Origin of the sequence: Stackebrandtia sp. (genome assembly GCF_035643755.1) — a bacterium.
In the GTDB taxonomy this organism is placed as follows: domain Bacteria; phylum Actinomycetota; class Actinomycetes; order Mycobacteriales; family Micromonosporaceae; genus Stackebrandtia.
In genome coordinates, this window is record NZ_DASQPW010000224.1 from 26,609 (window position 1) to 53,021 (window position 26,413).

The 26,413-nt window shown below is 69.6% G+C and carries 25 protein-coding genes and 1 pseudogene; 15 read left to right on the forward strand and 11 right to left on the reverse strand.

Annotated features, from left to right (window positions below; translation table 11 throughout):
• Window positions 1-9 precede the first annotated feature (9 nt).
• Entirely contained in the window at window positions 10-1,308 is a 1,299-nt protein-coding gene (gene mshA, locus VE172_RS17480; protein WP_349258437.1) for a D-inositol-3-phosphate glycosyltransferase, read from the reverse strand.
• A 369-nt stretch (window positions 1,309-1,677) separates the two neighbouring features.
• Here mshA and VE172_RS17485 point away from each other — a divergent pair, with 369 nt between their 5' ends.
• From VE172_RS17485 to VE172_RS17500, 4 genes and pseudogenes are all read left to right on the forward strand, one after another.
• Window positions 1,678-2,427 carry an SDR family oxidoreductase gene (locus VE172_RS17485; RefSeq protein WP_324803234.1) on the forward strand — a complete coding sequence of 250 codons (750 nt, stop codon included), beginning with the start codon at window positions 1,678-1,680 and terminating at the stop codon, window positions 2,425-2,427.
• 248 nt (window positions 2,428-2,675) lie between these two features.
• Window positions 2,676-4,277 carry an ABC-F family ATP-binding cassette domain-containing protein gene (locus tag VE172_RS17490; protein WP_324803235.1) on the forward strand — a complete coding sequence of 534 codons (1,602 nt, stop codon included), beginning with the start codon at window positions 2,676-2,678 and terminating at the stop codon, window positions 4,275-4,277.
• Between the two features lie 61 nt (window positions 4,278-4,338).
• Window positions 4,339-4,839, forward strand: a pseudogene (locus tag VE172_RS17495) (NuoI/complex I 23 kDa subunit family protein); the annotation flags it as partial.
• Window positions 4,840-4,841: 2 nt separating this feature from the next.
• Window positions 4,842-5,345, forward strand: coding sequence for an NADH-quinone oxidoreductase subunit J family protein (locus tag VE172_RS17500; RefSeq protein ID WP_324803237.1), 504 nt, complete (start codon window positions 4,842-4,844; stop codon window positions 5,343-5,345).
• Here VE172_RS17500 and VE172_RS17505 read toward each other — a convergent pair.
• Window positions 5,342-5,941, reverse strand: coding sequence for a TetR/AcrR family transcriptional regulator (locus VE172_RS17505; protein ID WP_324803238.1), 600 nt, complete (start codon window positions 5,939-5,941; stop codon window positions 5,342-5,344). The genes VE172_RS17500 and VE172_RS17505 overlap by 4 nt on opposite strands.
• Before the next feature lie 97 nt (window positions 5,942-6,038).
• Between VE172_RS17505 and VE172_RS17510 the strand changes: the two genes are divergently transcribed.
• Window positions 6,039-7,145: a Gfo/Idh/MocA family protein gene (locus VE172_RS17510; RefSeq protein WP_324803239.1), complete on the forward strand. Its 1,107-nt coding sequence runs from the start codon at window positions 6,039-6,041 to the stop codon at window positions 7,143-7,145.
• Here the strand turns inward: VE172_RS17510 and VE172_RS17515 are convergent.
• Entirely contained in the window at window positions 7,142-8,140 is a 999-nt protein-coding gene (locus tag VE172_RS17515) for a polyprenyl synthetase family protein (RefSeq protein ID WP_324803240.1), read from the reverse strand. The genes VE172_RS17510 and VE172_RS17515 overlap by 4 nt on opposite strands.
• A 49-nt stretch (window positions 8,141-8,189) precedes the next feature.
• The gene (locus tag VE172_RS17520) at window positions 8,190-9,338 is read right to left on the reverse strand and encodes an MFS transporter (protein ID WP_324803241.1); all 1,149 of its coding nucleotides are present in this window, start codon (window positions 9,336-9,338) and stop codon (window positions 8,190-8,192) included.
• Window positions 9,339-9,708: 370 nt separating this feature from the next.
• Between VE172_RS17520 and VE172_RS17525 the strand changes: the two genes are divergently transcribed.
• Window positions 9,709-10,524: an IclR family transcriptional regulator gene (locus VE172_RS17525; protein ID WP_324803242.1), complete on the forward strand. Its 816-nt coding sequence runs from the start codon at window positions 9,709-9,711 to the stop codon at window positions 10,522-10,524.
• Here VE172_RS17525 and VE172_RS17530 read toward each other — a convergent pair.
• From VE172_RS17530 to VE172_RS17555, 6 genes are all read right to left on the reverse strand, one after another.
• The gene (locus tag VE172_RS17530) at window positions 10,507-11,229 is read right to left on the reverse strand and encodes a hypothetical protein (RefSeq protein WP_324803243.1); all 723 of its coding nucleotides are present in this window, start codon (window positions 11,227-11,229) and stop codon (window positions 10,507-10,509) included. The genes VE172_RS17525 and VE172_RS17530 overlap by 18 nt on opposite strands.
• Window positions 11,230-11,233: 4 nt before the next feature.
• On the reverse strand, window positions 11,234-12,271 hold the full coding sequence (locus VE172_RS17535; protein WP_324803244.1) for a hypothetical protein: 1,038 nt from the start codon (window positions 12,269-12,271) through the stop codon (window positions 11,234-11,236).
• 36 nt (window positions 12,272-12,307) lie between these two features.
• Window positions 12,308-13,327 (reverse strand): hypothetical protein, encoded by a 1,020-nt coding sequence (locus VE172_RS17540; protein ID WP_324803245.1) that lies wholly within the window; start codon window positions 13,325-13,327, stop codon window positions 12,308-12,310.
• A 77-nt stretch (window positions 13,328-13,404) separates the two neighbouring features.
• A complete protein-coding gene (locus VE172_RS17545) occupies window positions 13,405-15,483 on the reverse strand; it encodes a PhoX family protein (RefSeq protein ID WP_324803246.1) in 2,079 nt (692 codons plus the stop codon).
• Between the two features lie 149 nt (window positions 15,484-15,632).
• On the reverse strand, window positions 15,633-16,046 hold the full coding sequence (locus VE172_RS17550; protein ID WP_324803247.1) for a phage holin family protein: 414 nt from the start codon (window positions 16,044-16,046) through the stop codon (window positions 15,633-15,635).
• Window positions 16,047-16,144: 98 nt separating this feature from the next.
• Entirely contained in the window at window positions 16,145-16,705 is a 561-nt protein-coding gene (locus VE172_RS17555) for a hypothetical protein (protein ID WP_324803248.1), read from the reverse strand.
• Window positions 16,706-17,106: 401 nt separating this feature from the next.
• On the opposite strand from VE172_RS17555, the gene VE172_RS17560 reads away from it, so the two are divergent.
• From VE172_RS17560 to nuoH, 8 genes are all read left to right on the forward strand, one after another.
• The gene (locus tag VE172_RS17560; protein ID WP_324803249.1) at window positions 17,107-17,631 is read left to right on the forward strand and encodes an RNA polymerase sigma factor; all 525 of its coding nucleotides are present in this window, start codon (window positions 17,107-17,109) and stop codon (window positions 17,629-17,631) included.
• Window positions 17,624-18,601 carry a hypothetical protein gene (locus tag VE172_RS17565; RefSeq protein ID WP_324803250.1) on the forward strand — a complete coding sequence of 326 codons (978 nt, stop codon included), beginning with the start codon at window positions 17,624-17,626 and terminating at the stop codon, window positions 18,599-18,601. Before VE172_RS17560 ends, VE172_RS17565 begins: the two co-directional genes overlap by 8 nt.
• 164 nt (window positions 18,602-18,765) lie before the next feature.
• On the forward strand, window positions 18,766-20,619 hold the full coding sequence (locus VE172_RS17570; RefSeq protein WP_324803251.1) for a 2-oxoacid:acceptor oxidoreductase subunit alpha: 1,854 nt from the start codon (window positions 18,766-18,768) through the stop codon (window positions 20,617-20,619).
• Window positions 20,612-21,637 (forward strand): 2-oxoacid:ferredoxin oxidoreductase subunit beta, encoded by a 1,026-nt coding sequence (locus VE172_RS17575; RefSeq protein WP_324803252.1) that lies wholly within the window; start codon window positions 20,612-20,614, stop codon window positions 21,635-21,637. Before VE172_RS17570 ends, VE172_RS17575 begins: the two co-directional genes overlap by 8 nt.
• A gap of 48 nt (window positions 21,638-21,685) precedes the next feature.
• A complete protein-coding gene (locus tag VE172_RS17580) occupies window positions 21,686-22,060 on the forward strand; it encodes an NADH-quinone oxidoreductase subunit A (protein WP_324803253.1) in 375 nt (124 codons plus the stop codon).
• An 8-nt stretch (window positions 22,061-22,068) separates the two neighbouring features.
• On the forward strand, window positions 22,069-22,617 hold the full coding sequence (locus VE172_RS17585; protein ID WP_349258438.1) for an NADH-quinone oxidoreductase subunit B: 549 nt from the start codon (window positions 22,069-22,071) through the stop codon (window positions 22,615-22,617).
• Window positions 22,607-23,155 carry an NADH-quinone oxidoreductase subunit C gene (locus VE172_RS17590; RefSeq protein ID WP_324803255.1) on the forward strand — a complete coding sequence of 183 codons (549 nt, stop codon included), beginning with the start codon at window positions 22,607-22,609 and terminating at the stop codon, window positions 23,153-23,155. The genes VE172_RS17585 and VE172_RS17590 overlap by 11 nt, the downstream gene beginning before the upstream one ends.
• 3 nt (window positions 23,156-23,158) lie before the next feature.
• Window positions 23,159-24,121 (forward strand): NADH-quinone oxidoreductase subunit NuoH, encoded by a 963-nt coding sequence (gene nuoH, locus VE172_RS17595; protein ID WP_324803256.1) that lies wholly within the window; start codon window positions 23,159-23,161, stop codon window positions 24,119-24,121.
• On the opposite strand, the gene VE172_RS17600 is transcribed toward nuoH, so the two are convergent.
• The gene (locus tag VE172_RS17600) at window positions 24,105-24,851 is read right to left on the reverse strand and encodes a TetR/AcrR family transcriptional regulator (RefSeq protein WP_324803257.1); all 747 of its coding nucleotides are present in this window, start codon (window positions 24,849-24,851) and stop codon (window positions 24,105-24,107) included. The genes nuoH and VE172_RS17600 overlap by 17 nt on opposite strands.
• Window positions 24,852-24,945: 94 nt before the next feature.
• On the opposite strand from VE172_RS17600, the gene VE172_RS17605 reads away from it, so the two are divergent.
• Window positions 24,946-26,388 carry a DHA2 family efflux MFS transporter permease subunit gene (locus VE172_RS17605; protein WP_324803259.1) on the forward strand — a complete coding sequence of 481 codons (1,443 nt, stop codon included), beginning with the start codon at window positions 24,946-24,948 and terminating at the stop codon, window positions 26,386-26,388.
• Window positions 26,389-26,413 lie beyond the last annotated feature (25 nt).

Sequence of the window (26,413 nt, forward strand, 5' to 3'; positions counted from 1 at the left end):
GCCGCGAGGTTACCGACCCGAGGCCGCCGCGCGCATCCGCGACACCTGGCGGCGCCGCGCGGCGCCGCCGTAGGTGTCCAGCAGGCTGGCGGCGGTGCGCTGCCACGTGAAGGACTCGGCGTGGCGCAGGGCCCCGCGCGCCAACGCCTCCCGGCGCGGCGCGTCGGTGAGCAGGCGGTCCAGGGCGTGCGCCCAGTCGGTCTCGTCGTGCCCGTTGACCAGGATGCCGCTGTAGCCGTCGCGCACCGCCGTCTTCAGCCCGCCGACGTCGGCGGCCACCACGGGGGTGCCGCACGCCTGGGCCTCCAGCGCCACCAGGCCGAAGGTCTCGTTGTGGCTCGGGACGCACACCACGTCGCTGGCCCGAAACACCCGGGCCAGGCCGACGCCGGCGCGCGGCGGCAGGAACCGGACGCTGTCGCCGACGCCCTCGCTGGCCGCCAGCTCCTTGAGCCAGTGGGGCCGGGCGACGCCGTTGCCGGACAGCCCGCCCACGATGAGCAGCTTCACCTTGTCGGCGATGCCGGGATTGAGGCGGCGCAGCCGCGCCACCGCGCGCACCAGCACGTCGGGGGCCTTCAGGGGCTGGATGCGGCCGACGAAGCCCAGCACCAGATCGTCGGCCGCCAGACCCAGCTCGGCGCGGGCGGCGGCGACGTCGCCGGGGCGGAAGATCTCGGGGTCGACGCCGGGCGGCGCCACCGCCACCTTCTTCGGGTCGGCGTCGTACAGGTCCACCAGGTCGGCGGCCTCGGCGGCGGTGTTGGTGATCAGGGCGTCGGACTCGGCGACCACGAGCTCCTCGCCCAGCACCCGGTTCACCGGCTCCGGCGCGTCGCCGACCGCCAGGTCGCGGTTCTTCACCTTGGCCAGCGTGTGGGCCGAATGCACCAGCGGCACCCCCCAGCGCTCGCTGGCCAGCCAGCCCGCCTGGCCGGACAGCCAGTAGTGCGAGTGGACGATGTCGTACCAGCCCGGCGGGTGCGCGGCCTCGGCGCGCAGCACGCCGTTGGTGAAGGCGCACAACTGACCCGGAAGGTCGTTTTTGGACAGCCCCTCGAAGGGACCGGCGGGCACCTGGTGCACGGTGATGCCGTCCGACACCCGCACCGTGGGCGGCTGCTCGCTGGAGGTGGCGCGGGTGAAGATCTCCACGGCCACGTTGACGTCGGCCAGCCGCCGCGCCGTCTGCATAATGTAGACGTTCATCCCCCCGGCGTCCCCGATGCCCGGCTGCGCCAGCGGCGAGGTGTGCATCGACAGCATCGCCACCCTGCGGGGCCGCGACTGATCGGTACAGGAGCGAATCGTGCGATCCAGATGGTGCTGGCAATCTCTTCGCATGGCAGAGGCTCTTCTCTCGCGGGATGTGACCGGGGCGACCGCCACGTTGTAACCGTCTATCCGGTTGGCATCTTCCCGACATGACGTTCGCGCAGGCAAGCCACGTTGCCCAAACGTGAGGCGATATACAGTCGAGCCGACCGCCCGCGACCCTAAAGGTCGTCTCGTTGCCCAGCAACTTGGCTGCGACGGACTGATGACGGCGTCTGCGGCGTTGTCGGCACGCCCGCATCCAACACCGGGATGCGGCCGCACCTCCGCCTTGCATCCACTCGCCATCAGCCTCGTCTCGCCTAACCTGAGACAACGAGACAACCTTTAGGAGCCAGCAGCATGAGCCGACCGCTCGCCGTCGTCACCGGCGCCTCGTCCGGCATCGGACACGCCACCGCGCGCCGCCTCGCCGCCGAGGGCTTCCACGTGGTGGCCGCCGCCCGCCGCGCCGAGCGGCTGGCCGGCCTCGTCGCCGACATCGACGGCACCGCCGTGGCCTGCGACATCACCGACCAGGCAGACGTCGACGAGCTGGTCGAACAGGCGGGGCGGATCGGCGAGGTGCGGCTGCTGGTCAACAACGCCGGTGGCGCCTTCGGCTTCGAGACCGTCGCGAAGTCCGACCCCGCCGACTGGCAGCGGATGTACGAGGTCAACGTGATCGGCACGCTGCGCGTCACCAAGGGGCTCTTGCCATCCCTGATCGCCTCGGGCGCGGGGACCGTCGTGGTGATGTCGTCCACGGCGGGGCTCGTCACGTACGAGGGCGGCGGCGGATACACCGCGGCCAAGCACGGCGAGACCGCCCTGGCCGAGACGCTGCGGCTCGAGCTGTGCGGCGAACCGGTGCGGGTCGTCGAGATCGACCCGGGCATGGTGCGCACCGAGGAGTTCGCGCTGGTGCGCAACCGCGGCGACGCCGCCGCGGCCGCCAAGACGTACGCGGGCGTGGCCGAACCGCTGGTGGCCGACGACATCGCCGAGTGCGTGGCCTGGGCGGTCACCCTGCCGCATCACATCAATGTGGACCGTCTGGTGGTGCGCCCGCTGGCCCAGGCCGCCCAGCACAAGGTGCACCGGGTGCTGTGAGCCGCGTCCCCGGCGCTTGCGCGCGTCGGCGGATCATGCTTATAATTTCGGCCGTCTTATTCGCCGTCGGAAGGCCGCCATGTACATCTCCTAGTTCGCGAGATACCGCGCGCGACGCTGTGCCGTCCGCCTGCGCGAGCGACCTGGGAGAGGGCCTGTGTACGGCACCTCAATTCTTCGCTTTGCCGCGACAGCGCGGTGTCTCCATTCGCAACCAACGTCAACCGTGATTGTGAAGGAGCCGCCCTATGTCTACATTTCTTACCGTCAACGACCTCGCCTTCGCCTGGCCGGACGGCACACCCGTGTTCGACGGACTGGAGTTCGTCGCCTCCGACGGGCACACCGCCCTGGTCGGCGACAACGGCGCGGGAAAGTCCACTCTGCTGCGCCTGGTCGTCGGCGAGCTGACGCCCTCCCGAGGATCGATCACCGTGGAGGGACACCTGGAGTACCTGCCCCAGGAGCTGCCGCTGCGCCTCGACGATCGGGTCGACGGCCTGCTGGGCATCGCGAAACAACGCGAAGCCTTGCGCGCCATCGAATCGGGAGACGCGTCCGAGGCCAACTTCGCCGTCGTCGGCGAGGACTGGGATCTGGAGGAGCGCGCCCGCGCCCATCTGGACCGCCTCGGGCTGTCCACCCTGGATCTCGACCGCACGGTGGGCAGCCTGTCGGGCGGAGAGTCCATGCTGGTCGGTCTGGCGGGTCGGCTGCTGCGGCAGCCGAAGGTGCTGGTGCTGGACGAGCCCACCAACAACCTGGACATCGACGCGCGAGCGTCGCTGTACCGGGCGGTGGACGAGTTCGGCGGGACCCTGCTGATCATCAGCCACGACCGCCAACTGCTGGAGCGGGTCGGCGCCGTCGCCGAACTGCGCGGCGGCAGGATCCGCACCTTCGAGGGCAACTATTCGTCCTATGAGGAGGCGATCGCCGTCGAGCAGGAGGCCGCGCAGCGGATGGTGCGGGTCGCCAAGGCCGACATGAACAAGCAGAAACAGGAGCTGATCGAAACTCAGGTGAAGCTGGCGCGACGCAAGCGCTACGCGCAGAAGATGTGGGACAACACCCGCGAGCCACGCGCGGTGATGAAACTTCGGAAGCGCTCGGCGCAGGTGAGCGCGGGCAAGTTGAAGATCGACAAACAGACGGACCTGGCCGACGCCAAGGACCGCCTGGACGAGGCCGAGGACAGGTTGCGCGATGACGCCGAGATTCGCGTCGACCTGCCCGAGACCGAGGTGCCCGCGGGACGCGACGTCCTGTCGGCCCGTGGTCTCGGCTTCGGCGACATCATTCGCGATGTCGATCTGTTGGTGCGCGGCCCCGAACGCATCGCGATCACGGGCCCCAACGGCGCGGGCAAGACCACGCTGTTGCGGCTGATCGCGGGGCAATTGGGACCGGACGCGGGAATCATGAAACTCACGGTGCCCGCGCACTACCTGCCGCAGCGCCTGGAGATCCTGAAGCCCGAGCTCAGTGTGTTCGACAACGTGCGCCGCTTCGCGCCCGAGGCCGACGACACGCTGATCCGCACCCGACTGGCGCGGTTCCTGTTTCGCACCACCAAGGTCCACCAGGTGGTGTCCACCTTGTCCGGTGGGGAACGCCTGCGGGCGGCGCTGGCGGCGGTGCTGTCGGCCGAACCCGCGCCACAACTGCTCATGCTGGACGAACCGACGAACAACCTGGACATGACCAGCGTTCGGCAGCTGCGGCAGGCCCTGTCGGGCTATCGCGGTGCGCTCATCGTGGTCAGCCACGACACCGCGTTCCTGGACGCCATCGGCGTCACCCGCCGCCTGCGGGTGGAGCGGGGTCGGGGCGTCGTCGAGACGCCGTGAGTGTGCGGTGGTGGGGCGGACGGATCGCCGTCCCGCCACCGTTTCATGCCAAGATGGCCACATGAGCATTCCGGGCAGTGGGCTGGCCAAGGGGCTGGCGGTCACGTTGCGGACCATGACCAAGCGGTCGCACACCCACCAGTACCCGGACGAGTCCCCCGAGCTTCCGCCGCGTTCGCGGGGCGTGATCGCGTTGCAGGAAGCCAATTGCACGGTGTGCATGCTGTGCGCCCGCGAGTGTCCCGACTGGTGCATCTACATCGACTCGCACAAGGAGACCGTCGAGGTGCCCGGGGCGGCCCGCGCGCGCCAGCGCAACGTGCTGGACCGCTTCGACATCGACTTCTCGCTGTGCATGTACTGCGGGATCTGCATCGAGGTGTGCCCGTTCGACGCGCTGTTCTGGTCGCCCGAGTTCGAGTACGCCGAGTACGACATTCGGGACATGTTGCACGACAAGGAGAGGCTGGGGGAGTGGATGCCGACGGTGCCCGCCCCTCCCGCCCACGATCCGATGGGTGAACCGTCCAAAGAGGAGACGACGGTGGCGAGGAAGGCGGCGACATGACCGTCACCGACGTCCTTGTCGTCGTCTTCGGCGCCGCGACCCTGGCCGCGGCGGTGCGGGTGGTGACCACGGGCCACCTGGTGCGCGCGGGCCTGTGGCTGGTCGTCGCGCTGGGTGGGCTGGCGGCCTGCTTCCTGGTGCTGACGGCCGAGCTCGTCGCCTGGGTGCAGGTGCTGATCTACGTGGGGGCGGTGGTCGTGCTGCTGCTGTTCGCGGTGATGCTCACCCGCGCCCCGATCGGGGCCGTGCCCGACCTGGACCGCAACCGCTGGCCGGGCGCCGTCGTCGGCGGGCTGTTCGGGGTGGGGCTGGCGGTGCTGCTGGCCGACGCCTTCGGGTGGCGCGCCATCGACATGACCAGGGTGGACGTCGGCACCCCCAAGAGCCTCGGCTCGGAGATCTTCGCCTCGTGGGTGCTGCCGTTCGAGCTGCTGTCCGTCCTGCTGCTGGCCGCGCTGATCGGCGCGATCGTCGCGTCGTCCAAGGGCGCGAAGAGCTAGCCGAGGTCCGCGTCGGTGACGCGTGGCTTTCCGTTGGGGCGCAGGCCGTCCAGCAATATTCTCAGGTTGTGGCGCCACTGTCGCTTGTCGGCGGTGAGCCCGATGGTGTGGTCGACCGACACCACGGCGGCCAGGGCGAAGGCGACGTCGGTCCAGTCGAGGTCGGCGCGCAGTTCCCCCGCGTCCCGGGCGCGGCGGGTCAGGGTCTGGATGGCGTCGCGCAGCCGCGACAGCTCGGGGGAGATGTCGAGGCCGGTCTTGTCCGCGATCACCGCGTTGACGCCGCAGATCACCGCCCGCAACCGCACATAGGAGCGCGCGAAGCGCAGGAAGCCAGCCCAGGGATCGTCGTCGTCGGTCGCCTCGGCGGCCAGGGCCAGCACCTCGTCGAGCAGCTGCCGCAGCGCCAGGGACAGCAGCTCGTCGAGCGAGCCGACGCGGCGGTAGAAGGTGCCGATGCCGACGCCCGCGCGGCGGGCCAGGTCGTGGGCGGTGATGGGGCCGTCGTTGTCGATCACGGCGGCCTTGGCCGCGGCCACCAGGAGCTCGGTGTTGCGGCGGGCGTCGGCGCGCGGGGGCTTGACGGTGGTGCTCATGTGTGAAGCCTAACAGCAAGTGGACGCGACGCGTCCGTTTACGTAGGCTGCGAGAAAACGGACCACTCGCGTCCGCTTAATCTCGAGGAGAGAACCCATGTCGGACAACACCATCGGCGTCGGCATCGTCGGCGGCAGCCTCGGCGCGGGCTGGGCCAACCGCGCCCACGTGCCCGCGCTGCGCGCCCTCGGCGACCGCTACCGCATCACCGCCGTGTCCACCACGAAGGAGGAATCGGCGCGGGCCGCCGCGCGGGAATGGGGTGTGCCGCATCACTTCGCCGACGCCGCGGAGCTGGCCGCGCATCCCGACGTCGACCTGGTCGTGGTGACCGTCAAGGTGCCCGCACACGACGTCCTGGTGCGCGCCGCCGTCGAGGCGGGAAAGCACGTGTACTGCGAATGGCCGCTGGCGCGGAACACCGAGGAGGCCACCAGGCTGCGGGACCTCGCCGCCGACGCCGACGTGCGGCACGCGGTCGGGCTCCAGGCGCGCTTCGCGCCGCCGATCCGACGGGCGCGGGAGCTGATCGCCGAGGGATACGTCGGCGAGGTGGACTCGGTGACGGTGAACTCCTCGCTCGCCAAGGGCGCGGGCGGCCGCACCCCCGTCCACAATGCCTACACGTACGACTCCTCCAGCGGCGCGGGCATCCTCGAGGTGGCGGGCGGGCACACGCTCGACGCCCTGGAATTCATTCTGGGCGAGCTGTCCGAGATCTCGGCGCGCACCGCCGTGCGCCACGGCGACGTCGTCGTCAACGAGACGGGGCGGCACCTCGTCGTGACCAGCCCCGACCACTTCCAGGCGCACGCGCGCTTCGCCTCGGGCGCCCTGGCCTCGGTGCACCTCGCCGCGGCGAAGGCGTCGCGTCCCCGCGTCCGCATCGAGATCTCGGGCAGCCGAGGCGATCTGGCCATCGAGTCGATCGCGGGGGAGCTGTCGGGATACGGCGTCCAGATCAGCCCGCTGCGGCTGCGCGGCACCGATCGCGTCGGCGGCGACTGGAGGATTTTGTCCACAAGCGAGGGCGAGGGCCTGCCGGGGCAGGCGCTGCACGTCGCGGAGTTCTACCGCCGACTCGCCGAGCACATCGACGGCGGGCACCCCGACATCCCCGACTTCGCCGCGGCGGTGCGCACCCACCGCGTCCTCGACGCCGCCCGCGCCTCCGCCGCGAGCGGCACGACGCGCCCGATCTAGCTGCCGCGCTCCATCATGTAGTCGCACATGCCCGCCAGGGCGTCGCGCGGCGAACCCTTCGGCAGGCGGGCGGCGACCTCCTTGGCGCGCTTGGCATAGGAGCCCAGGGTCTGGCGCGCCTTGTCCATCGCGGAAGATTCACGCAGCAGCCGCAGGGTCTCGGCCAGGTCCTCGGGCGCCACGGGCTTCGACACCAGCTCGCGCAGCCGCGGCGAGGTGTCGTCGCTGGTCTGGGCGTACAGCACGGGAAGCGTGGGCACGCCCTCCAACAGGTCGGTCCCCGGGGTCTTGCCCGAGGTCTTGGGGTCGGAGTCGATGTCCAGGAGGTCGTCCGACAGCTGGAACGCCACGCCGACGATTTCGCCGAACTCGGCCGCCGCCTCCACCACCTCGGGCGACGCGCCCGCGAACTGCGACCCCAGTCGGGCCGCGGTGGCGATCAGGGAGCCCGTCTTCTCGGCCAGAACGCCCAGGTACCAGTCGATCGGCTCAGTGCCGGCGGGCGGGCCGACCGTCTCGGAGATCTGGCCATGCACCAGGCGCGAGAAGGTCCTGGCCTGGGTGCGCACGGTGTCGGAGCCGAGGCCCGCGACCAGCTCGGACGCGACCGAGAACAGGTAGTCGCCCGCGAGGATCGCGATCGAGTTGGACCACCGCGAGTTGGCGCTGGGCGCGCCGTGCCTGGTGGGCGCCTCGTCCATGACGTCGTCGTGATACAGCGTCGCCAGGTGGGTCAGCTCCACCACCAGCGCCGAATCCAGCACCCCCGGCGCCCCGGGGTCGCCGAAGTGCGCCGCCGTCAGGGTCAACATGGGACGGAAACGCTTGCCCCCCGACCTGAACACGTGCGAGGCGGTCTCGGTCAGGAAGGAGTCCCCCGAGTCCACCACGGCGTGCAGTCGGTCCTCGATGACGGCCAGCTTCTCAACGACCGAGGCCTCGAGCTTCGGGTCGACGAATACCACTGGCGTCGCGCGCTGCGCCAAACTCACCACGAGACCACGATACTTTCTCGACCATCGATGCCTTACACGCAGGTAACGCCTATGACGTTGCCCGCAGCAGCATGCGACGCCCCCACACCATCGTGACCGCGCCCGCGGCCATCAGAATCGCCATGATCCACCAGGCCGTGGCGTAGCTCCAGCCGTCGACCATCGCGCCGAAAGCCAAGGGCCCCAAGGCTCCCCCGAGATACACCCCGATCTGGGTGACGCCCGTGGCGGCGGCGGGGGCCTCGGCGAACTTCAGGGTCACCGCGAAGTTCAACAGACCCGGCCACGCCCAGCCCAGCGCGAAGCCCGCCACCGTGCCGATCGGGATCGCCCACACCGTGGGCGCGTTCAACAGCGCCAGGCCCGCCGCGCCGACGCCCAGCATGATCGACACCATGGTGAGCCGCCCGCCGTCGCGGCGGTCGGCCAGCCAACCCACGCCGACCCGCGCCGTCAGGCCCGCGAAGCCGCCCAGGGTGAGGTTCAGGCCCGCCGCCGACTCCGACATGCCTTGGTGCACCGCGTAATCCGCGATGAACGAGCCGATCGGGTTGGCCGCGGTGGCTCCCAGCGCGGCGGCGATCGTCACCACGACCAGCGCCGCCTGTGGGCGCCGCGCCACGGGCCGGGGGCGGGGCGCCGCGTCCTCGGGGCCGGGCAGCACGAACCACGCCAGCGCGGCCAGCACCGCCGCGGCCACGAATCCCCAGCGCCACCCGACGGTCAGGGCGATCACGGGCACCGCGAGCCCCGCCAGCGTCGTCGACAGTGGAATCGCGGCCTGCTTCACCCCGAACATCAGGCCCTGGCGCCGCGCGGGCACCTTCCTGGCCAACAGCGCGTTGGACGACAGCTGCCCGAGGCTGTTGGCGGGCCCCGCGATCGCCATCAGCAGCACCAGGGACCAGTAGCTGTGGGCGGCGATCGCGATCATCGCCAGCGACCCCGCGGCCAGGCCGATCGCGATCCGCCCGACGAAGCGCGAGCCCACCCGCTCCACCAGCAGACCGCTCGAGAAACTCGCCAGCGCGCTGGCCGTGAAGTACGCGGCCACCGCCAGTCCCAGTCCCGAGGTGGAGAAGCGCAGCTCGTGTTCGATCTGGACACTCAGCCCGCCCACCAGGAACACGGGGCAGACCGTCGCCACGGTGGTGATGACGGCGGCGGTACCCGCGCGCAGGGGAGTGGAGGAACGCACGGGCGCGACGCTACAGGCCAGGCCGCGAGCGGTAAGGAGGGGAAGCCTTCGTTGTGAGGCAATGATTTAAGCCGCGGTGGAGAGACTGGTGGGGTCAGGGTGCCCCTCCACCGCGGCCGTGAAGCGAATCGTTGGTGGGAACAATTCGCAAGCGGCGCGATAACTGCAGGTGGGGCAGTGCCCGCACCGCTCTGAGTCCGCATCACATGGACAAGCACTACCTTCCCTCGCAACCACCCGTCGCTGCCAGGCGTGAAATTTCAAATGACGAAAGCTCCTGAAACATGGACATGCCCTATGCGCATGCGGTAAGACAGTCTCGAAGAGCATGCATCGCGCAGCGGGGGGTGAGGACGGAAGGTGGGATCGAATGACCGAGCGTGGCCGTCGGGATTCGGTACAGGATCCAAGCCCCGAACCGAGAAGTAGACCCGAACCGACGGATCTGATTCGCAGTGTCCAAAGAGCCCTACGCGTCATGGAGACCGTCGGTAGCACCCCGGACGGCATGACCGCCAAGCAGATCGCGCGGCGCTGCCAACTCAACCTGCCCACCGCGTACCACCTGGTTCGCACCCTGGTCTACGAGGGCTACCTGATCCGCGGCGACGCGGGCCGCTACCAGGTGGGTCTGGCGGTGTCGGACCGCTACGCCGACCTGGCCAACACCATGCGGGGACCGTCCACGGTGGCCGAGGTGCTGCGGCGCACGGTGGGCGACACGGGATACAGCCACTTCCTGGGCCGCATCGTCGACGGCCGCGCCGCCGTCACCGCCGTGTCGGAGGGCGCCCGCTCGCCCCACGTGGAGGACCTGATCGTCGGCTTCGACGACGGCGCCCACGCCCACGCGCTCGGCAAGGCCCTGCTGGCCACCATGTCCCCGCAGGAGCGCAGCGGCTACATCAGGGAATCGGGGATGCGCCGCTACACCGACTTCACCGTGACCGAGCTGGACGCGCTGGAACACGACCTGGCGAACCTCACCACCCGCGGCGTCTACACCGAGGTGGGCCAGTTCTATCCCGGGGTCGGCTGCGCGGCGACGGTGGTGCGCGACGACCCCGATCCGCGCCACCGCACCGTGATCGCCTGCACCATGCCGATCCACGAGCTGCGCTGGAACGGCAAACTCATGAAGACCCGCCTGCGTCGCGCCGCCGAGGAGCTAAAGGCCCTGCTGTGACTCGACCGCCTGTCCCGCCTCGATCGACGCGAGAACGTCGCGGCGGGCCAGGGCGACGATGACGCCCGCGGCGACGATGCCCTGGACCAGGGACAGCCCGACCTCGACGTAAACGGTGTCGTGCGTCCACAGCCCGACGTTCGACAGTGGAGCGCCGAGGCGGAGGAGCGCGGAGAGGCAGAAGAATCCACAAAGGCCGATCGACGCGGCGCGGCCCACCTCGCCGCCCAGCATGGTGGCCACCGCCGTGAGCACCGTCACGCCGATCACGGCCACCTGGCTGACCGCGTCGGGGACGATCCACCGCGCGGGATCCCCGCCCGCCGACGCGGCCAGACCGTCCAGCACGCCCAGGCCCGTTCGCGCGGCCTCGGCGATGGACAGGCCGAGCAGCGCCAGGCCCGCGACCAGCACCTGACGGTCGGGCTTCGCCGCCTCGGCGTCGTCGGGGGACGGCGGCGGCCCCGCGTTGAAGGCCCCGCGCCAGGCCGCCCACCCGAGCGGGACGGCCGCGAACGCCAGCATGACCAGTCCCACGGCCAGCCCGGCGACGGCATGAGGATTGATCTGACCGGGTTGGGGGAAGGCGATCAGGTCGGTGGCGGACGCGGCGAACATCGACAGGCCGTTGACGCCGATGGCTCCCACCACCGCGGCGACGGCGATGAGCGCGACGGTCGCGGCGACGGAGCGGGTACGGAACATGGCCCTAGGGTATGCGGTTCGGGCCAGTCGGCGGTGTCGACAACTGTTGGGGCGGAGGCGGTGCGGGGACGCCCACGCGGCGATGGTGGTACCAGTCGGCGGTGGTGCGCCCCGACAGCATCAGGATCACGCCGACGCCGATGACGCCCTGGACGACGGAGATCGACAGGGAGATGAGCTGGTACATGTTGACGTACTCGGGAAAGCGCAGCGCGACGTAGACGAAGCTGATGAACGTGAAGATCGTGGATCCGATGAAGAAGCCGCCCAGACCGACGCCGACATGGCGGCCGACGTCGCTGCCGATGCCGACCATGACGGCGGCGGCCGTCACGACGACGATCGTGATCAGGTCGGCGACCCCGGTGGGGAGGAGGTAGCTCATGCGGCTCCCCGGTGCCGCCAGGACCACGGCGACCACGAAGTAGAGGATCGTCGTGAGCACCAGGGTTCCCAGCAGGACCGCCACGACGATGGAGGTGGCCGGCCGCTGGTACGGCGGGGCGGACGCCCGGGGACGGCGCGAGGCGCGCCGCTCATGGAACCACACGGATGCCTTGGTGCCCATGAGGAGTGCCATGGTGACGGCGCCGAAGGCCCCCAGCACCAACGGGATGAGCGTGGCGATGATGGTGCCGCCGTCCAACGGGGACTCGTACGGGCCGTCGTAGACGACGGCGGCCAGGATGGTTCGCACCGCCGTCAGCAGGCCGTACATGGTGAGCGCGCCGAACAGCGCGAAGGCGGTGACGCGGGCGCCGTCGAAGCCGCCGCGGATGAACGGCATGAGGACGACCGAGGCGATGGCGAACAGCGGGGCGAGCACGGTCGGCGTGACCGCGTACGAACCCGAGCTGAGCTGGTTCGCCATGTTGATGAACGTGAACACGGCGACGGCGAGGGCCAGGACCATCGCGGCGAGCAGCATCCAGCTGGCGGCGGTCACCGTGGCGGGGCGGGCGGAGGCGGGAGGCAGCGCGCGCGGATCGACCGTGAACCCCGACATCGGTTCGGATGGCGGGTGGGGCGGGGTGTCGGACATGGGCGCCACCTTACTGGGAACCGCCCGCCGATGCGGCTATGTCGCCGCGCCTTCGGGTGTCGGGAAGCGTCGCGAGTGGAACCAGTGCGCGGCGGCGGGGCGCGACAGCAGGACGGCGGCGATGGCGCCGAGGACGCCGAGGGCGGTGTACACCAGGCAGATCAGCACACCGGCGAAGGTCAGCGTGATGTGGTACTTGACGGCGACATCCAACAAGGTGACCAGATTGAGGACCCCGAAGAACACGAAGTATCCCCCGAAAGCCACGGCGCAGTAGCGTGCGATGTCGTTGCCGAAGAGGAGCAGCACACAGGCGACGGCGAAGATCAGCAGAATGATGCCCGAACTGACCAAGGCGGGAGCGATGAGTCCCAGGGCTTGAGGGCGGTAGCTCGGGATGTGCTGGACCCTGCGGATCGCCCACCAAACCTCGAAACCGCCGTTCGTCAATAGGATGACCACCGACAGGAACCATGCTGCCGTCGCGCTACCAGGTCGGCGCGGGCTGGTGCTCGACGAAGACCAACGTGGACGATCGCTGCGGTGAAACCAGCCTGAGGCCGTGGGCCCAACCAGCAGGCCGATGGTCGCCACGAGGAACGCCACCGCGAGCGCTTGCAGCCCCGTTCCCGCGAGGTCCACACGGGACGAGGGATTCGCGGAGCTGTGGCCAAATGGAAGTCGAGCCACGGCATAGATCGCGTCGTGGGCCACCTTCAGGGCGCTGCCACCGAGGTACGCCAGTGTCAGGAGTCGGATGCCCCTGTGCCCTCGACGGATCAAGGGGATCGCCAGGATGCTGACCGTCAGCAGGCCGAGCATCCACAGTAGGTTGACGACGGCGTCAGGGGGAAGCCTGAGAGCGTAGACGGAGTAGCGCTCGTGCAGCAGATCCCTGATGGCCCTGACGGCGAACAGGCCCAACACCACAGCGCTGACGATCGCCACGACCAGCAGCATCCAGCTCGCCGCCGTCACCGTGTCGGGGCGCTTCGATGGCCGTGTATCGGCGATCGGTCCCTCGGGCGCCGCGAATTCGGAGTCTGGCTCGGTCACGGTGCCATCGTATCCACTACGCACAAACGGGTCGGGCCAGCGCGAACTGGCCCGACCCTACCCTCCAATATGGTGGATTACTTGCCCACGTCCTCGCCGTCGGGGCGCCACACGCAGATCACGGCGGGCTTGCCGTAATCGCCGTGGGGCCAACGAGAGGCGGGCTTGTCTACCGTGGCGCCGTCGACCTCGCCGGGGTGCTGCACCGCGGCGAAGACGGTCTTGTTGTCCTCCGCGACGAAGGGTCCGCAGGTCTCGGCGCCCACGGGGAGGCTGAGGAACTGGCGGAGGTAGCCGCGCTCGGGGCCCGACAGCGGGACGACGTGCATGGCGTCGTTGGAGCCGATCACCTCGGGCGCGCCGTCGGTGGAGATCCACAGGTTCTTGCCGCTGGAGTCGAAGGCGACGTTGTCGGGGCACGAGATCGGCGAGACCTTGGACTTGTCGAAGCCCGCGAAGAACGTCGAGGCGTCGTCGGGGTCGCCGCACACCAGCAGCAGGTCCCAGCCGAACCTGGTGGAACAGTGGTCGCCGCCGCGCTCGGTGATCTCGATGACGTGGCCGCTCTTGTTGGTGTTGCGCGGGTTGGCCTCGTCGGCGGCGAAGCCGCTGGTGCCTCGGGTGACGTTGTTGGTGAGGGCGGCGTAGATCTTGCCCGTCACCTTGTTGGGCTCGATGTCCTCGGGACGGTCCATCTTGGTGGCGCCCACCTTGTCCGCGGCGAAGCGGGTGTGCACCAGCACCTCGGCGACGCTCATGCCGTCCACGAGCGACTCGTCGCCCCGCACCAGCGGAATCCACTCGCCCTTGCCGTTGAACTCGCCGTCGGACGGCAGCTTGCCCGAGCCGTCGATCTCGTCGGCGGACGTGAACGACAGCTTCGACACGTACAGCGTCCCCGACTCCAGCAGCCGCAGGTTGTGCCTGCGGTCGCCCTCGCGGTACTTGCGGTCGCTGACGAACTTGTAGATGTACTCGAACGCGGTGTCGTCTCCCATGTAGACGACGGCGTGTCCGTTGTCGGCGATGATCGGGTTGGCCGATTCGTGCTTGAAGCGCCCCAGCGCGGTGTGCTTGCGCGGCGTGGAGTGCGGGTCCTGCGGGTCGACCTCGATGACCCAGCCGAAGCGGTTGGCCTCGTTGTTGTGCTTGGTCAGGTCGAAGCGCTCGTCGGCGCGGTCGAAGCGGCGGTTCTCGGGCTTGTGGTGTTCCTTGACGTCGATGCCGTAGCGCGACAGGAACGGCTTCTGGTCCTCGGGAACCCCGTCGCCGCCGGTGAAGTACTGGTCGATGTTCTCCTCGCCCGACAGCACGGTGCCCCACGGGGTGAGGCCGCCCGAGCAGTTGTTCATGGTGCCGATCGGGGTGGTGCCGTGCGGGTCGGCCTCGGTGACCAGCAGCTTGTCGCCCTTGGCGGGGCCCGTGAAGGCGAACTCGGTGCGCAGGTGGACGCGGCGGTTGTGCCCGCTGAAGCGCCTCTTGGCGTCCATGATGGTGCGCCATTGCCCGCTGTGCTTGTCGCGCACCACCTCCACGACGGTCATGCCGTGCGCGGCCATCGCGATCTCGAGCTGCTCGATGGTGGCGTGGTCGCCGTCGGTGTAGTCGCGGAACATCAGGACTTCGTCGGTGTACTCGTGGTTGACGACCATGAGCGCCCGGTGTCCGGAGTGGTCCAGCGGGATCAGGCCCACGTAGTCGTTGTTGTAACCGAACTGGCCCCGTTGCGCCTTGGCGGTCTGCTTGTCGATGTCGAAGTCGGGGACGCCGGGCAGCAGCGGGGTGCCCCACTCGATGACGACGGACTGCTTGTACCCGTGCGGAACCGTCACCTTGTCGTCGTTGTTGGGCGTGACGGGCGTGAACGACAGCTCGCCCGAGGGCCGGTGTCCGTGATGGTGGGTGCCGTCGGCGAGGGCGGTCTGGGCGGTGGCGACCCCGGCGACACCCGCGCCGATCACCAGCGCGCCGACGCCGCCGGCGCGCAGCAGCCCGCGGCGGGAGGCGACGAGGTCGCCGAAGTACGTGTTGTCGGAGGGGTTTTCCACGGGGTGGTCGCAGGCGTTTCCGCACTTGTAGCGACAGGTCATATAGCTGCGGTTGCCGTGCCGCTTGCCGGTGTTCAGCAACGGCAACAAACGGCGGGAAGACTTCACGTTCATCGCTCCTGGTCAGAAGAGAACTGCGATTTCTGACCAGGACGCTAAGGTCCGCCGGGAAGCATCCGGCGGACCTTAGATGACGTATTGGTTAACTCGCGGTCTCGATGCTTCGCGATCACCGCGGAGTCATCGGGCGGTGACGGTCAGTTCTTCTGCTTCTCATCGTACTTGTCGGGGATGACCAGGTGCAGAACCCAGCTCACGACGGTGATGACGATGGCGGCCAGGAACGCGATCCAGAACTGGTGCAGGCCGTCGCCCTTGATGGCGAACGGGATGTTCAGCTTGTCGGCGACGAACAGCACCAACAGGAACAGCACCGCGTTGAGGACCAGACCCAGCAGACCCAGCGAGAGGTAGTAGACGCACCCGACCTTCAGGATGCCCTTGACGATCGGTTTGATGATCGCGTTGACCAGGCCGAAGATCAGGGCGATCAGCACGATGGTGCCGATCTTGCCCGCGGTGGTGTCGGCGTTGACCTGGATGTCATGGAACAGCAGGGTGGTGACCCACAACGCCACGGCGGTGACGGCGATTTTGAGGATGTGTCTCATCGGCGACATCGTGCCAGATCTTCACCGCAAACGCCAAACGCGGCTTTCCTTGTCCCCCAAGGAAAGCCGCGAAAGCCGCAAATAGGACTATTCGTCCGCTAACTGCTGGCGATGAGCGCGATGCAGCAGATGAGAACCAGCAGCACCAGCGGCGCCGCCAGCAGGCCGATCATCACGCCGAGGCCGTTGTACTTCTGCGGCGGCGGGCCCAGCGAGCCCGGCACGAACAGCGCGAACAGCGGGCTCTTGTACTCCAGCGGCAGATTCTGCCCCGGGGACACGTTGACCTGCATTTCCGCGGGCCCGAACTCCCACAGATACGGCGAGACGACCTTGACGTGGTGCACCCCGGGGACCACCGGGAAGGTGTTGGGCTTCCACTCGGTGTTGGGCATCAGCTGCCCGTCGATGAAGATCTTCGGCTTGAAGAAGAACAGAATCCAGTTCAGGACGAAGAACTGCGCGTCGACCGTGATCCACGCCTGTCCGCCGCCGCCCGGCTGCTGCGGGGGCTGCCCGTAGTCCGGCGACGAGTAGCCCTGCTGGCCGTAGTTGGTCTGGTCGTACCCGGGCTGCTGGCCATAACCCGGCTGCTGTTGGCCGTAGCCCTGCTGCCCGTAGTTGGGCTGGCCGTAGCCCGGCTGCTGTGGGTAAGTCATGCTCGTCCATGTGTACTCGGTTTCGCGAGGTCGCCCTCGCTCAGGAAAGTACATGTTGACGTATTCTCGATCGCTCGATGACGGCAGGGGCGTTCGCGGGCGCGTCGCGCCACACCGGCAGTTGGGTAAATCACGTGGATCTCGCCGCGTGGCGCGGGCAATGATCGCCCCACGGATGCAACCCGTCGCTCGGCGGGGGCGTGTCCATTGCGAGGAAGGCGCGTTAGGCACACTGTGAGGAGTAATCGATGGCGAGCTCGATGGCGCTCGGCGCTCGGCCGCTCGGCATCGGCCACCCCCCGGGTCAGGGCATGAACCGGCCAACCGGAAAGATGGCGCTTATCGCCGTGCGTGAAACGGAGCGCGGTGACCTGGAAGTCTCGGAACGTGACGGAGTGCGCGTGCGGTCAGAAAGCGAGTTCATCGCGCTCTATGAGTCGCGATTCTCGGAGCTGGCTGCCCAGGTGTATGCGTACACATCGGACTCCGCCGAGGCCCAGGACCTGGTCCAGGAGGCGTTTCTGCGGGCCTGGCAGCGCTGGGACACCATCGGCGGCTACGACGACCCGCTGGCGTGGGTGCGCCGCGTGGCCTGGAACCTGGCCACCAGCCGGCACCGCCGCAACGCCGTGGCCCGCCGCTTCCTGCAGCGTTCCTCCCCGCCCGAGCCCCACCCGGGGATGAGCCCCGACCACGTCGCCCTGGTGGAGGCGCTGCGCAAGGTCCCCGAGAAGCAACGCCGCGCCGTGGTGCTGCACTATCTGGGGGACATGTCGGTGTCCGACATCGCCACGCAGACCGGCGCCAAGGAAGGCACCGTGAAGTCCTGGCTGCACCGCGGCCGGGCCGAGCTGGCGCGCTACCTCAACGAATTCGAAGCCACCGGTGAATTTCGTCGATCCGGGGAGGTGACCCCACGTGGCTGAACCCCGTGTCCCGCGCGCTCGTGACGGCGCGACCGAGGACGACATCGTCGCCGCGGCGTTCGCGTCCTACCGCGCCAGCGCCCCCGAGAACTTCTCGGCCCCCTCCACCACGGCCCTGATGGCCAAGGCGTCGGGCAGCCGATCCCGCAAGCGCGCCCTGACCGTGTCGGTGGCCGCCCTGGCCTGCACCGGCCTGATGGCGGCCGGCGTCGCCGTGGCCCAGACCGTCGTCGACCCGGGCAACACCGGCCCCGACGCCAAGGGCTCCGGCCACCACAGCTCCGACACCGGCAAGGGCGACGGGTCCCACGGCGACGGATCGTCCAACGGCGGTTCCTCGTCCGAGTCCGACCTGCACACCATGCTGATCACGCTTCCGGCTTTCACCGGCCTGGACTCGCGCTGCCCGGCCGGTACCTACAAGTTCCCGACGGACGACACCTCCGACCCCTCCGACCTGCCCACCGGCAAGCCGGACGAGTCGACCGACTCGGCCGTGCCCACCCAGGATCCGGGCGACTGGACGCTGCTGCCGCACGGCAGCGAGGCGCATTTCGCCGATGTGGACGGTGACGGCAGCCAGGATGCCATCGTGCCCGTCGCCTGCGGCGACACACCCGGCGTGATCGCGCTGTCCCAGACCTCCAAGGCCTTCGACTCGATCGGCTTCGTGTTCGCCGCCGACAAGCCCGGCCCGGCCATCACCGTGGTGAAGGCCAAGGGCGACACGGTGACCCTCGACATCGACGCGTCGCTGACCGAGCGCCAGGGCCCGCAGTCCTTCGTCTACCGGGACGGCAAGTTCGTGCCCGGCAGCGGCGACAACCCGTCGACCGACCCGACCGACCCCGGCTCCGACCCCGAGACCACACCCCCGGGGGACGGCGAAACCTCGACAAAACCGGATGACCCGGCCTCGACGACCTCCAACGACGAGGTCGGGTCGCGGCGTGTGTCCACAGTCGATTAGTCGGCTGCCGGACAGCGCGTCGACATCATCGGCAGGACACTTTGTGTCGCCCGTCGCACATGCGAAGGTCCCCCCGCCATCGACGTACGATCGCGAGGGTAAGAAAGGTGTCCCATGGCAAGGCTCGGCGGAGCCTCGCGTCGCGCTAGGAGTGTGCTTCAAAGGTGAATACCGTCCGGCAATTGGACCGGGTCGTGATCCGTTTCGCGGGGGACTCCGGAGACGGCATGCAACTCACCGGCGATCGGTTCACCGCCGAGACCGCCCGGCTCGGCAATGACCTCTCCACCCTGCCGAACTTCCCCGCCGAGATTCGGGCGCCCGCGGGCACCCTGCCCGGCGTCTCCAGCTTCCAGATCCACTTCGCCGACACCGACATCCTCACCCCCGGCGACGCGCCCGGCGTCCTGGTGGCGATGAACCCGGCGGCGCTCAAGGCCAACGTGGGTGACCTGCCGCGCGGGGCCACCATCGTCGTCAACTCCGACGAGTTCACGCCCCGCAACCTCAAGAAGGTCGGCTACGTCTCCAACCCGCTGGAGGACGGCTCGCTGGAGTCGTACCAGGTGCAGGCGGTGGCGCTGACCCACCTCACGATCGAGGCGCTGTCCGACTTCGACATCGGCAAGAACGAGGCCGCCCGGGCCAAGAACATGTTCGCCCTCGGTTTGGTGTCGTGGCTGTATTCCCGTCCCACCGACACCACCGAGAAGTTCATCGAGCGCAAGTTCGCCGCCCGCCCCGAACTGGCCGCCGCCAACGTCGCCGCGCTGCGCGCCGGACACGCCTACGGCGAGACCACCGAGACCTTCGCGGTGCGCTTCGAGGTGCCGCCGGCCGCGCTGCCCGCCGGCACCTACCGCAACATCACCGGAAACCTGGCCCTGGCCTACGGGATCGTGGCCGCCGGGGTTCGCTCGAGGCTGCCGGTTTTCGTTGGGGCGTACCCGATCACGCCCGCCTCGGACATCCTGCACGAGCTCAGCAAGCACAAGCGGCTGGGCGTCACCACGGTGCAGGCCGAGGACGAGATCGCCGCCGCGGGCGTCGCCCTGGGCGCCGCCTACGGTGGCGCGCTGGCGGTGACCACCAGCTCCGGGCCCGGCGTGGCGCTGAAGTCGGAGACGGTGTCGCTGGCGGTGGCCCTGGAGCTGCCGCTGGTGATCGTGGACGTCCAGCGGGCGGGCCCGTCCACGGGCATGCCCACCAAGACCGAGCAGGCCGACCTGTTGATGGCGCTGTACGGGCGCCACGGCGAGGCGCCGGTCGCGGTGATCGCGCCGAAGTCGCCGTCGGACTGCTTCCACGCCGCGATCGAGGCCGCCCGGATCGCCCTGACGTACCGCACCCCGGTGATGCTGCTGTCCGATGGCTACCTGGCCAACGGTTCCGAGCCCTGGTCGCTGCCCGACGTGAGCGAGCTGCCGGACCTGGGTGTCGAGTTCGCCACCGCGCCCAACCACACCAACGACGACGGCACCGAGGCGTTCTGGCCGTACAAGCGCGACCCGAAGACCCTGGCGCGCCCGTGGGCGGTGCCCGGCACCCCCGGCCTCCAGCACCGCATCGGCGGCCTGGAGAAGCAGGACGGCACCGGGAACATCTCCTACGATCCGTCCAATCACGACCTGATGGTGCGCACCCGGGCCGCCCGGATCGCCGGCATCGACGTGCCGGACGTGGAGGTCGAGGACCCCGACGGCAACGCGCGGGTGCTGGTGCTGGGCTGGGGATCGACCTGGGGCCCGATCGGCGCCGCCTGCCGGGCGCTGCGCGGCCGCGGCGTCCACATCGCCCAGGCCCACCTGCGCCACCTCAACCCGATGCCCGCCAACCTGGCCGAGGTGCTGGGTCGCTACGACAAGGTGGTCGTCCCGGAGATGAACCTCGGGCAGCTGTCGATGCTGCTGCGCGCCAAGTTCGGCGCCGATGTCGTTCCCTACAACCAGGTGCGGGGCCTTCCCTTCACGTCACACGAGCTGGAATCGATGCTCGAGGAGGTCGTCAAGAATGTCTGAACCCGTCGCGCTCACCTTGAAGCCCAAGGACTTCAAGAGCGACCAGGAGGTGCGCTGGTGCCCCGGCTGCGGCGACTACGCCGTGCTGGCCGCCGTGCAGTCCTTCCTGCCGAGCCTGGGCCTGGAGCGCGAGAAGATCGCGTTCGTGTCGGGTATCGGCTGCTCCTCGCGCTTCCCGTACTACCTCAACACCTACGGGATGCACTCGATCCACGGCCGCGCCCCGGCCATCGCCACCGGCCTGGCCACCACGCGGCCCGACCTGTCGGTGTGGGTGGTCACCGGCGACGGCGACGCGTTGTCCATCGGGGGCAACCACCTGATCCACGCGCTGCGCCGCAACGTGAACTTCAAGATCCTGCTGTTCAACAACCGGATCTACGGGCTCACCAAGGGCCAGTACTCGCCGACGTCGGAGGTCGGCAAGGTCACCAAGTCCACGCCGATGGGTTCGGCGGACGCCCCGTTCAACCCGCTGTCGCTGGCGCTGGGCGCCGAGGCGTCCTTTGTGGCCCGTACCCTGGACTCCGACCGCAAGCACCTCCAGGAGGTGCTGCGCGCCGCCGCCGAGCATGAGGGCAGCGCCTTCGTCGAGATCTACCAGAACTGCCCGATCTTCAACGACGACGCCTTCGAGGTGCTGAAGAACCCGGACACCCGCGACGAGTCCCTGATCCGCCTGGAGCACGGCAAGCCGATCGTCTTTGGGCCCGAAGGGAAGCACTGCGTGGTGCGCGCGGGCTGGGGCATCGAGGTGGCCGAGACCGCGAAGGTGTCCGAATCGGACATCGTGGTGCACGACCAGACGGTGACCGACCCGGCCTACGCCTTCGCGCTGTCGCGGCTGTCGGGCACGAACCTCGACCACACCCCGATCGGGGTGCTGCGTTCGGTCCAGCGCGACACCTACGACTCGGTGGTGCGCCACCAGGTCGCCGCCGCGAAGGAGGGGGTCGGTGAGCCCGAGCGCGAACTCGAGAAATTGTTGCAGGGCCCCGACACCTGGACCATCCTGTAACGATTGGCGGCGCACTGACGTCGGCGCCAAACCGCTAGGCTGATGCGCATGAGCACCGGCTATCTCGCCTCGTACAGCACACTGGGCCTGCTACTGGTGTTGGGCGTGTTGGTGTTCGTCGCCGCGTTCACCGCGAGCCGTCTGCTGCGCACCACCGACCCCACCGAGGCCAAGTCGACCACGTACGAATGTGGACTCGATCCCGTCGGCGGCGACTGGGCCCAGATGCAGATCCGCTACTACGTCTACGCGTTCCTGTACGCGCTGTTCGCGGTGGAGAGCGTGTTCGTGTTCCCGTGGGCCGTGGTGTTCGACCGCCCGGGTTACGGGTTGACCAGCGTGGTCGAGATGGGGGTGTTCGTCGCGGTGCTGGCGCTGGGTCTGGCGTACGCGTGGCGCAAGGGGGTGCTGACGTGGGCGTAGAGCTCGGGATGCCGTCGAGGCGCGGCATCGGCGGGGTGCTCGGCGAGCCGATCCGCTTCATCCTCAACTGGGGGCGGAAGTATTCGCTGTGGGTGTTCAACTTCGGGCTGGCCTGCTGCGCGATCGAGTTCATCGCCACCTCGATGGGGCGCCACGACTTCATTCGGCTCGGCGTGATCCCGTTCGCGCACGGCCCGCGCCAGGCGGACCTCATGGTGGTGTCGGGGACGGTGACCGACAAGATGGCGCCGGCGATCAAGCGGCTGTACGACCAGATGCCCGAGCCGAAGTACGTGATTTCCTTTGGGGCGTGCAGCAACTGCGGCGGTCCATATTGGGACTCGTATTCGGTCACCAAGGGCGTCGACCAGATCATCCCGGTGGACGTGTACGTGCCGGGCTGCCCGCCGCGGCCGGAGGCGCTGTTGCACGGCATCCTGCGGCTCCAGGAGAAGATCGCGGGCGAGGCGTCGGGAATCGGTGGCGTGAAACGCGACGCCGCGTCGCTGCGCGCCCCGCTGGTGACCCCGCCCCAGGGACAATCCGATGTGGAGTGATGAGGTGGCCGACGCGCTCGGCGTCGAGGTGACCATGGCCGAGTCGCGCCCCGTGGCCGACGTGGCGCCCGGCGAGTGGCGCTCCGCCGTCACCGCCGCCCGCGACCGGCTGGGCTGCGACTTCTTCGACTGGTTGTCGGCGGTGGACGAGGGCGACGACGGCATGCGGATCGTGGCGCACCTGTGGTCGCTGGCGGACAAGCGCGGGCTGTTGTTGCGCACCCTGGCGACCGACGGCCTCCTGGCGTCCATTGTCGATGTCTACCCCGGCGCGGCCTGGCACGAGCGCGAGACCCACGAGATGTTCGGCCTCGACTTTCCCGGCCACCCCCACCTGGCGCCGCTGCTGCTGGCCCCGGAGTTCTCCGGCCACCCGCTGCGCAAGGACTTCGTGCTGGCGTCGCGGGTCGCCAAGCCCTGGCCCGGCGAGAAGGAGCCGGGCGGCGACCACGGCGGCCCCCGCAAGCGCCAGCCCATGCGCCCGCCCGGCGTGCCCGCCGCCGGCGAATGGGGACCATCCGAACAGGACGGAGCCTGAGCCGTGCCCGTCTGGCTTGACCTCGCCATCCGCCTGGTCGCGGTGGTGGTCGCCTTCCTCACGCTGCCGCTGATCGTCGGTCAGACCGAGCACAAGGTGATGGCGCACATGCAGGGCCGCCTCGGCCCGATGTACGCCGGGGCCTTCCACGGCTGGGCGCAGCTGATCGCCGACGGCGTCAAGTTCGTCCAGAAGGAACAGGTGACGCCCCGCGAGGCGGACGCGCCGGTGTTCAAGCTGGCGCCGCTGGTGGCCCTGCTGCCGTACCTGGTGACGCTGCTGGTGATACCGCTGGGCCCCGGCGACCTGGTGGCCCAGCCCCTGGACATCGGCCTGTTCCTGGTGTTGGCGGTCGTGGGCGTCGGCATCGTGGCGGTTCTGATGGCGGGCTGGGCCAGCGCCAACAAGTACACGCTGATCGGGGCGCTGCGCGCCGCCGCCCAGCTGCTGGGCTACGAGCTGCCGTTCGTGCTGGCCGCCGCCAGCGTCGCCATGGCCGCGGGATCGCTGTCCCTTGTCGACATCGTGGATGCCTGGAGCCCCTGGTGGCTGCTGTGGCAGGCCCCGGCGGGGATCGTGTTCTTCGTGGCGGGCCTGGCCGAGATCCGCCGCCCGCCCTTCGACGCCCCGATCGCCGACACCGAGCTGGTCTTCGGCTACATGACCGAGTACACCGGGCTGCGGTTCGCTTTCTTCCTGCTGGCCGAGTACGTCGGCATCGTCGTCATCGCCGCGCTCACCACCGTGCTGTTCCTGGGCGGCTGGCACGGCCCCTTCGCCAACGACCAGCTGGGCTGGCTGTGGACGCTGCTGAAGGTCGGCGCGGTGTCCTTTGTGGTGATCTGGGTGCGGGTGGCCTATCCGCGGCTGCGGGTGGACCAGATCCAGCAGCTGTGCTGGAAGGTGCTGGTGCCCGTCGCCCTGGCGCAGCTGGTGCTGACCGCCGCGGTCAAGGTCGCGACCTAGCCGCCAGCCCGTCCAGCATCACGCCGAGGGTGAAGTCGAAGCGGTCGTGCCCGCCGCCGGCGGTGATCTCGGCGGCGTAGCGCCTGGTCTGCGGGTAGCCGTCGGGCAGCGCGGCGAAGCGGCGCATCAGCTCGTCGCGGCTCACCACCCACGCGTCGTCGGCGTCGCCGGCGGCCCGCCGCCGCGCCAGGGACGCCTCGAGGCTGTAGGCGTTGACGTACAACGACAGCGAGTCGATGGCCCAGGCGGCGTCCTGCGGCGCGACGCCCCCGGCCAGGAGGACCGCGAGCATTCCCTCGGTGAGCCGCAGGGTGTCGAGATTGGACAGACCGGCGGCGAAGGCGGCCCGGGAGATGCCCGGGTAACGCAGGTACTGGTCGCGCAGCTGCGCGCACACGTCGATGATCTGGCCGCGCCAGTTCGCCGGGTCGGGCTCGGGCAGCTCGATCTCGGCGCACAGCCGTCCGATGAGCAGCTCGTCGAGGTCCTGCTTGTTGACGACGTGCGCGTACAGCGAGGACGGACCGGTCTCCAGCGCGGTGGCCACCCGCCGCATGGTCAGCGCCTCGTATCCCTCGTTCTCCACGATCGCGAACGCGGTGTCGACGATGGCGTCGACGGTGATCGGCCGCTTGCGTCCGCCGGACGGCCCCCGCCGGTTCGCGGCGGGTTTCGCGCCCGAGCCGAGCCGGTGGCGTTCGGCTCGTCGTTGCTGGGGAGTCGGTGACATGCGGGCAGTCTAACGAACCGACGAACGGTGTTCTAGCTAACGAAAAACAGCGTTCGTGTTGACAGGAACACCGTTCGAGAGTAGAACAGTGTTCGTGACTCTGACACGTTCCCCCGAAACCACCACCACGCTGCCGCCGCGGCTGGCCCGCCTGGTCCTCGTCGTCGTGGTCGGCGCCGACCTGATGGACCTCGTCGACTCCAGCATCGCCAACCTCGCCGGGCCGTCGATCCGCGCCGACCTCGGCGGCGGGCCGCAGACCATCCAATGGGTCCTGAGCGCCTACACCGCCGCCTTCGCGCTCGGCCTGGTCACCTCGGGCCGCCTCGGCGACCTGCTGGGGCGCCGCCGGCTCTTCCTGCTCGGCATGACCGGCTTCACCCTGACCTCGCTGGCCTGCGGCCTCGCCCCGAACCCGGCCTTCCTCATCGTCGCCCGCACCCTCCAGGGGCTGTTCGGATCGGTGATGATCCCGCAGGGCCTGGCCCTGGTGAAGGTCGTGTTCCCGCCGGACCGGCTGCGCAAGGCGCTGGCCCCGATGGGCCCGATCATGGGCCTGGCCACGGTCGCCGGGCCGATCCTGGCCGGATGGCTGCTCCACCTCGACCTGTTCGGCAGCCAGTGGCGCTCCATCTTCCTGATCAACGTGCCGCTGGGCGTCGCCGCCGCCGCGCTGGCCTGGCGCGTGCTGCCCCGCGACGGCGGCGAGGACCGCGCCGCCCGCCTCGACCTCACCGGCGTCGGCCTGCTCACCGCCGCCTCGGCGCTGCTCATCGTCCCGCTCATCCAGGGCCGCGACCTCGGCTGGCCCGCCTGGACCTGGGCCGCCATGGCCGCCGCGATCGTCCTGTTGGGACTGTTCGCCGTCTCGCAGCGCCGCAGCCCGCACCCCGTCATCGCGCCGAGCCTGTTCCGCAAGCGCAGCTTCGTCGTCGGCCTGGTGATCGTCGCCGGGTTCTACTCGGCGCTGGGCGGCTTCGTCCTCATCATGAACCTGTTGCTGCAACAGGGATTGCGGTGGACGCCGCTGCACACCGGCCTGGCCCTGATCCCCTGGGCGCTGGGCACCTCCGCGGCCGTGCTGCTGGCCGGCGCCGTGCTGGCCGACAAGCTCGGCCGCGCCACCCTCCACCTGGGACTCGGCATCGCCGTCGTCGGCACCGCCGCGGTGTGGTGGACCGTCGCCCACTTCGGCGCCGACCTCACCACCGCGACCCTGGCGCCCGCCCTGCTCGTCACCGGCTTCGGCTCGGGTCTGGTGTTCGTCCCGCTGGTCGACTTCATCATCGGCGACGCCACGGCCGCCGAGGTCGGGACCGGCGCGGGCCTGCTCAACGCCGTCCAGCAGTTCGCCGGCGCCATCGGCGTGGCCGCCCTCGGCACCGTCTTCTTCGCCCGCGTCGGCCGACCGACCGTCGGCTCCCACCTGGCCGCCGCCGAACTGGTCCTCGGCATCGTCGCCGCCCTCGACCTGGCGACGCTGCTGCTGGTGGGCCTGCTGCCCGCGCGACGACGGGCCGCCACCCGGCAGGAGTGACGGCCCGAACGGGCCCGCTCAGTTC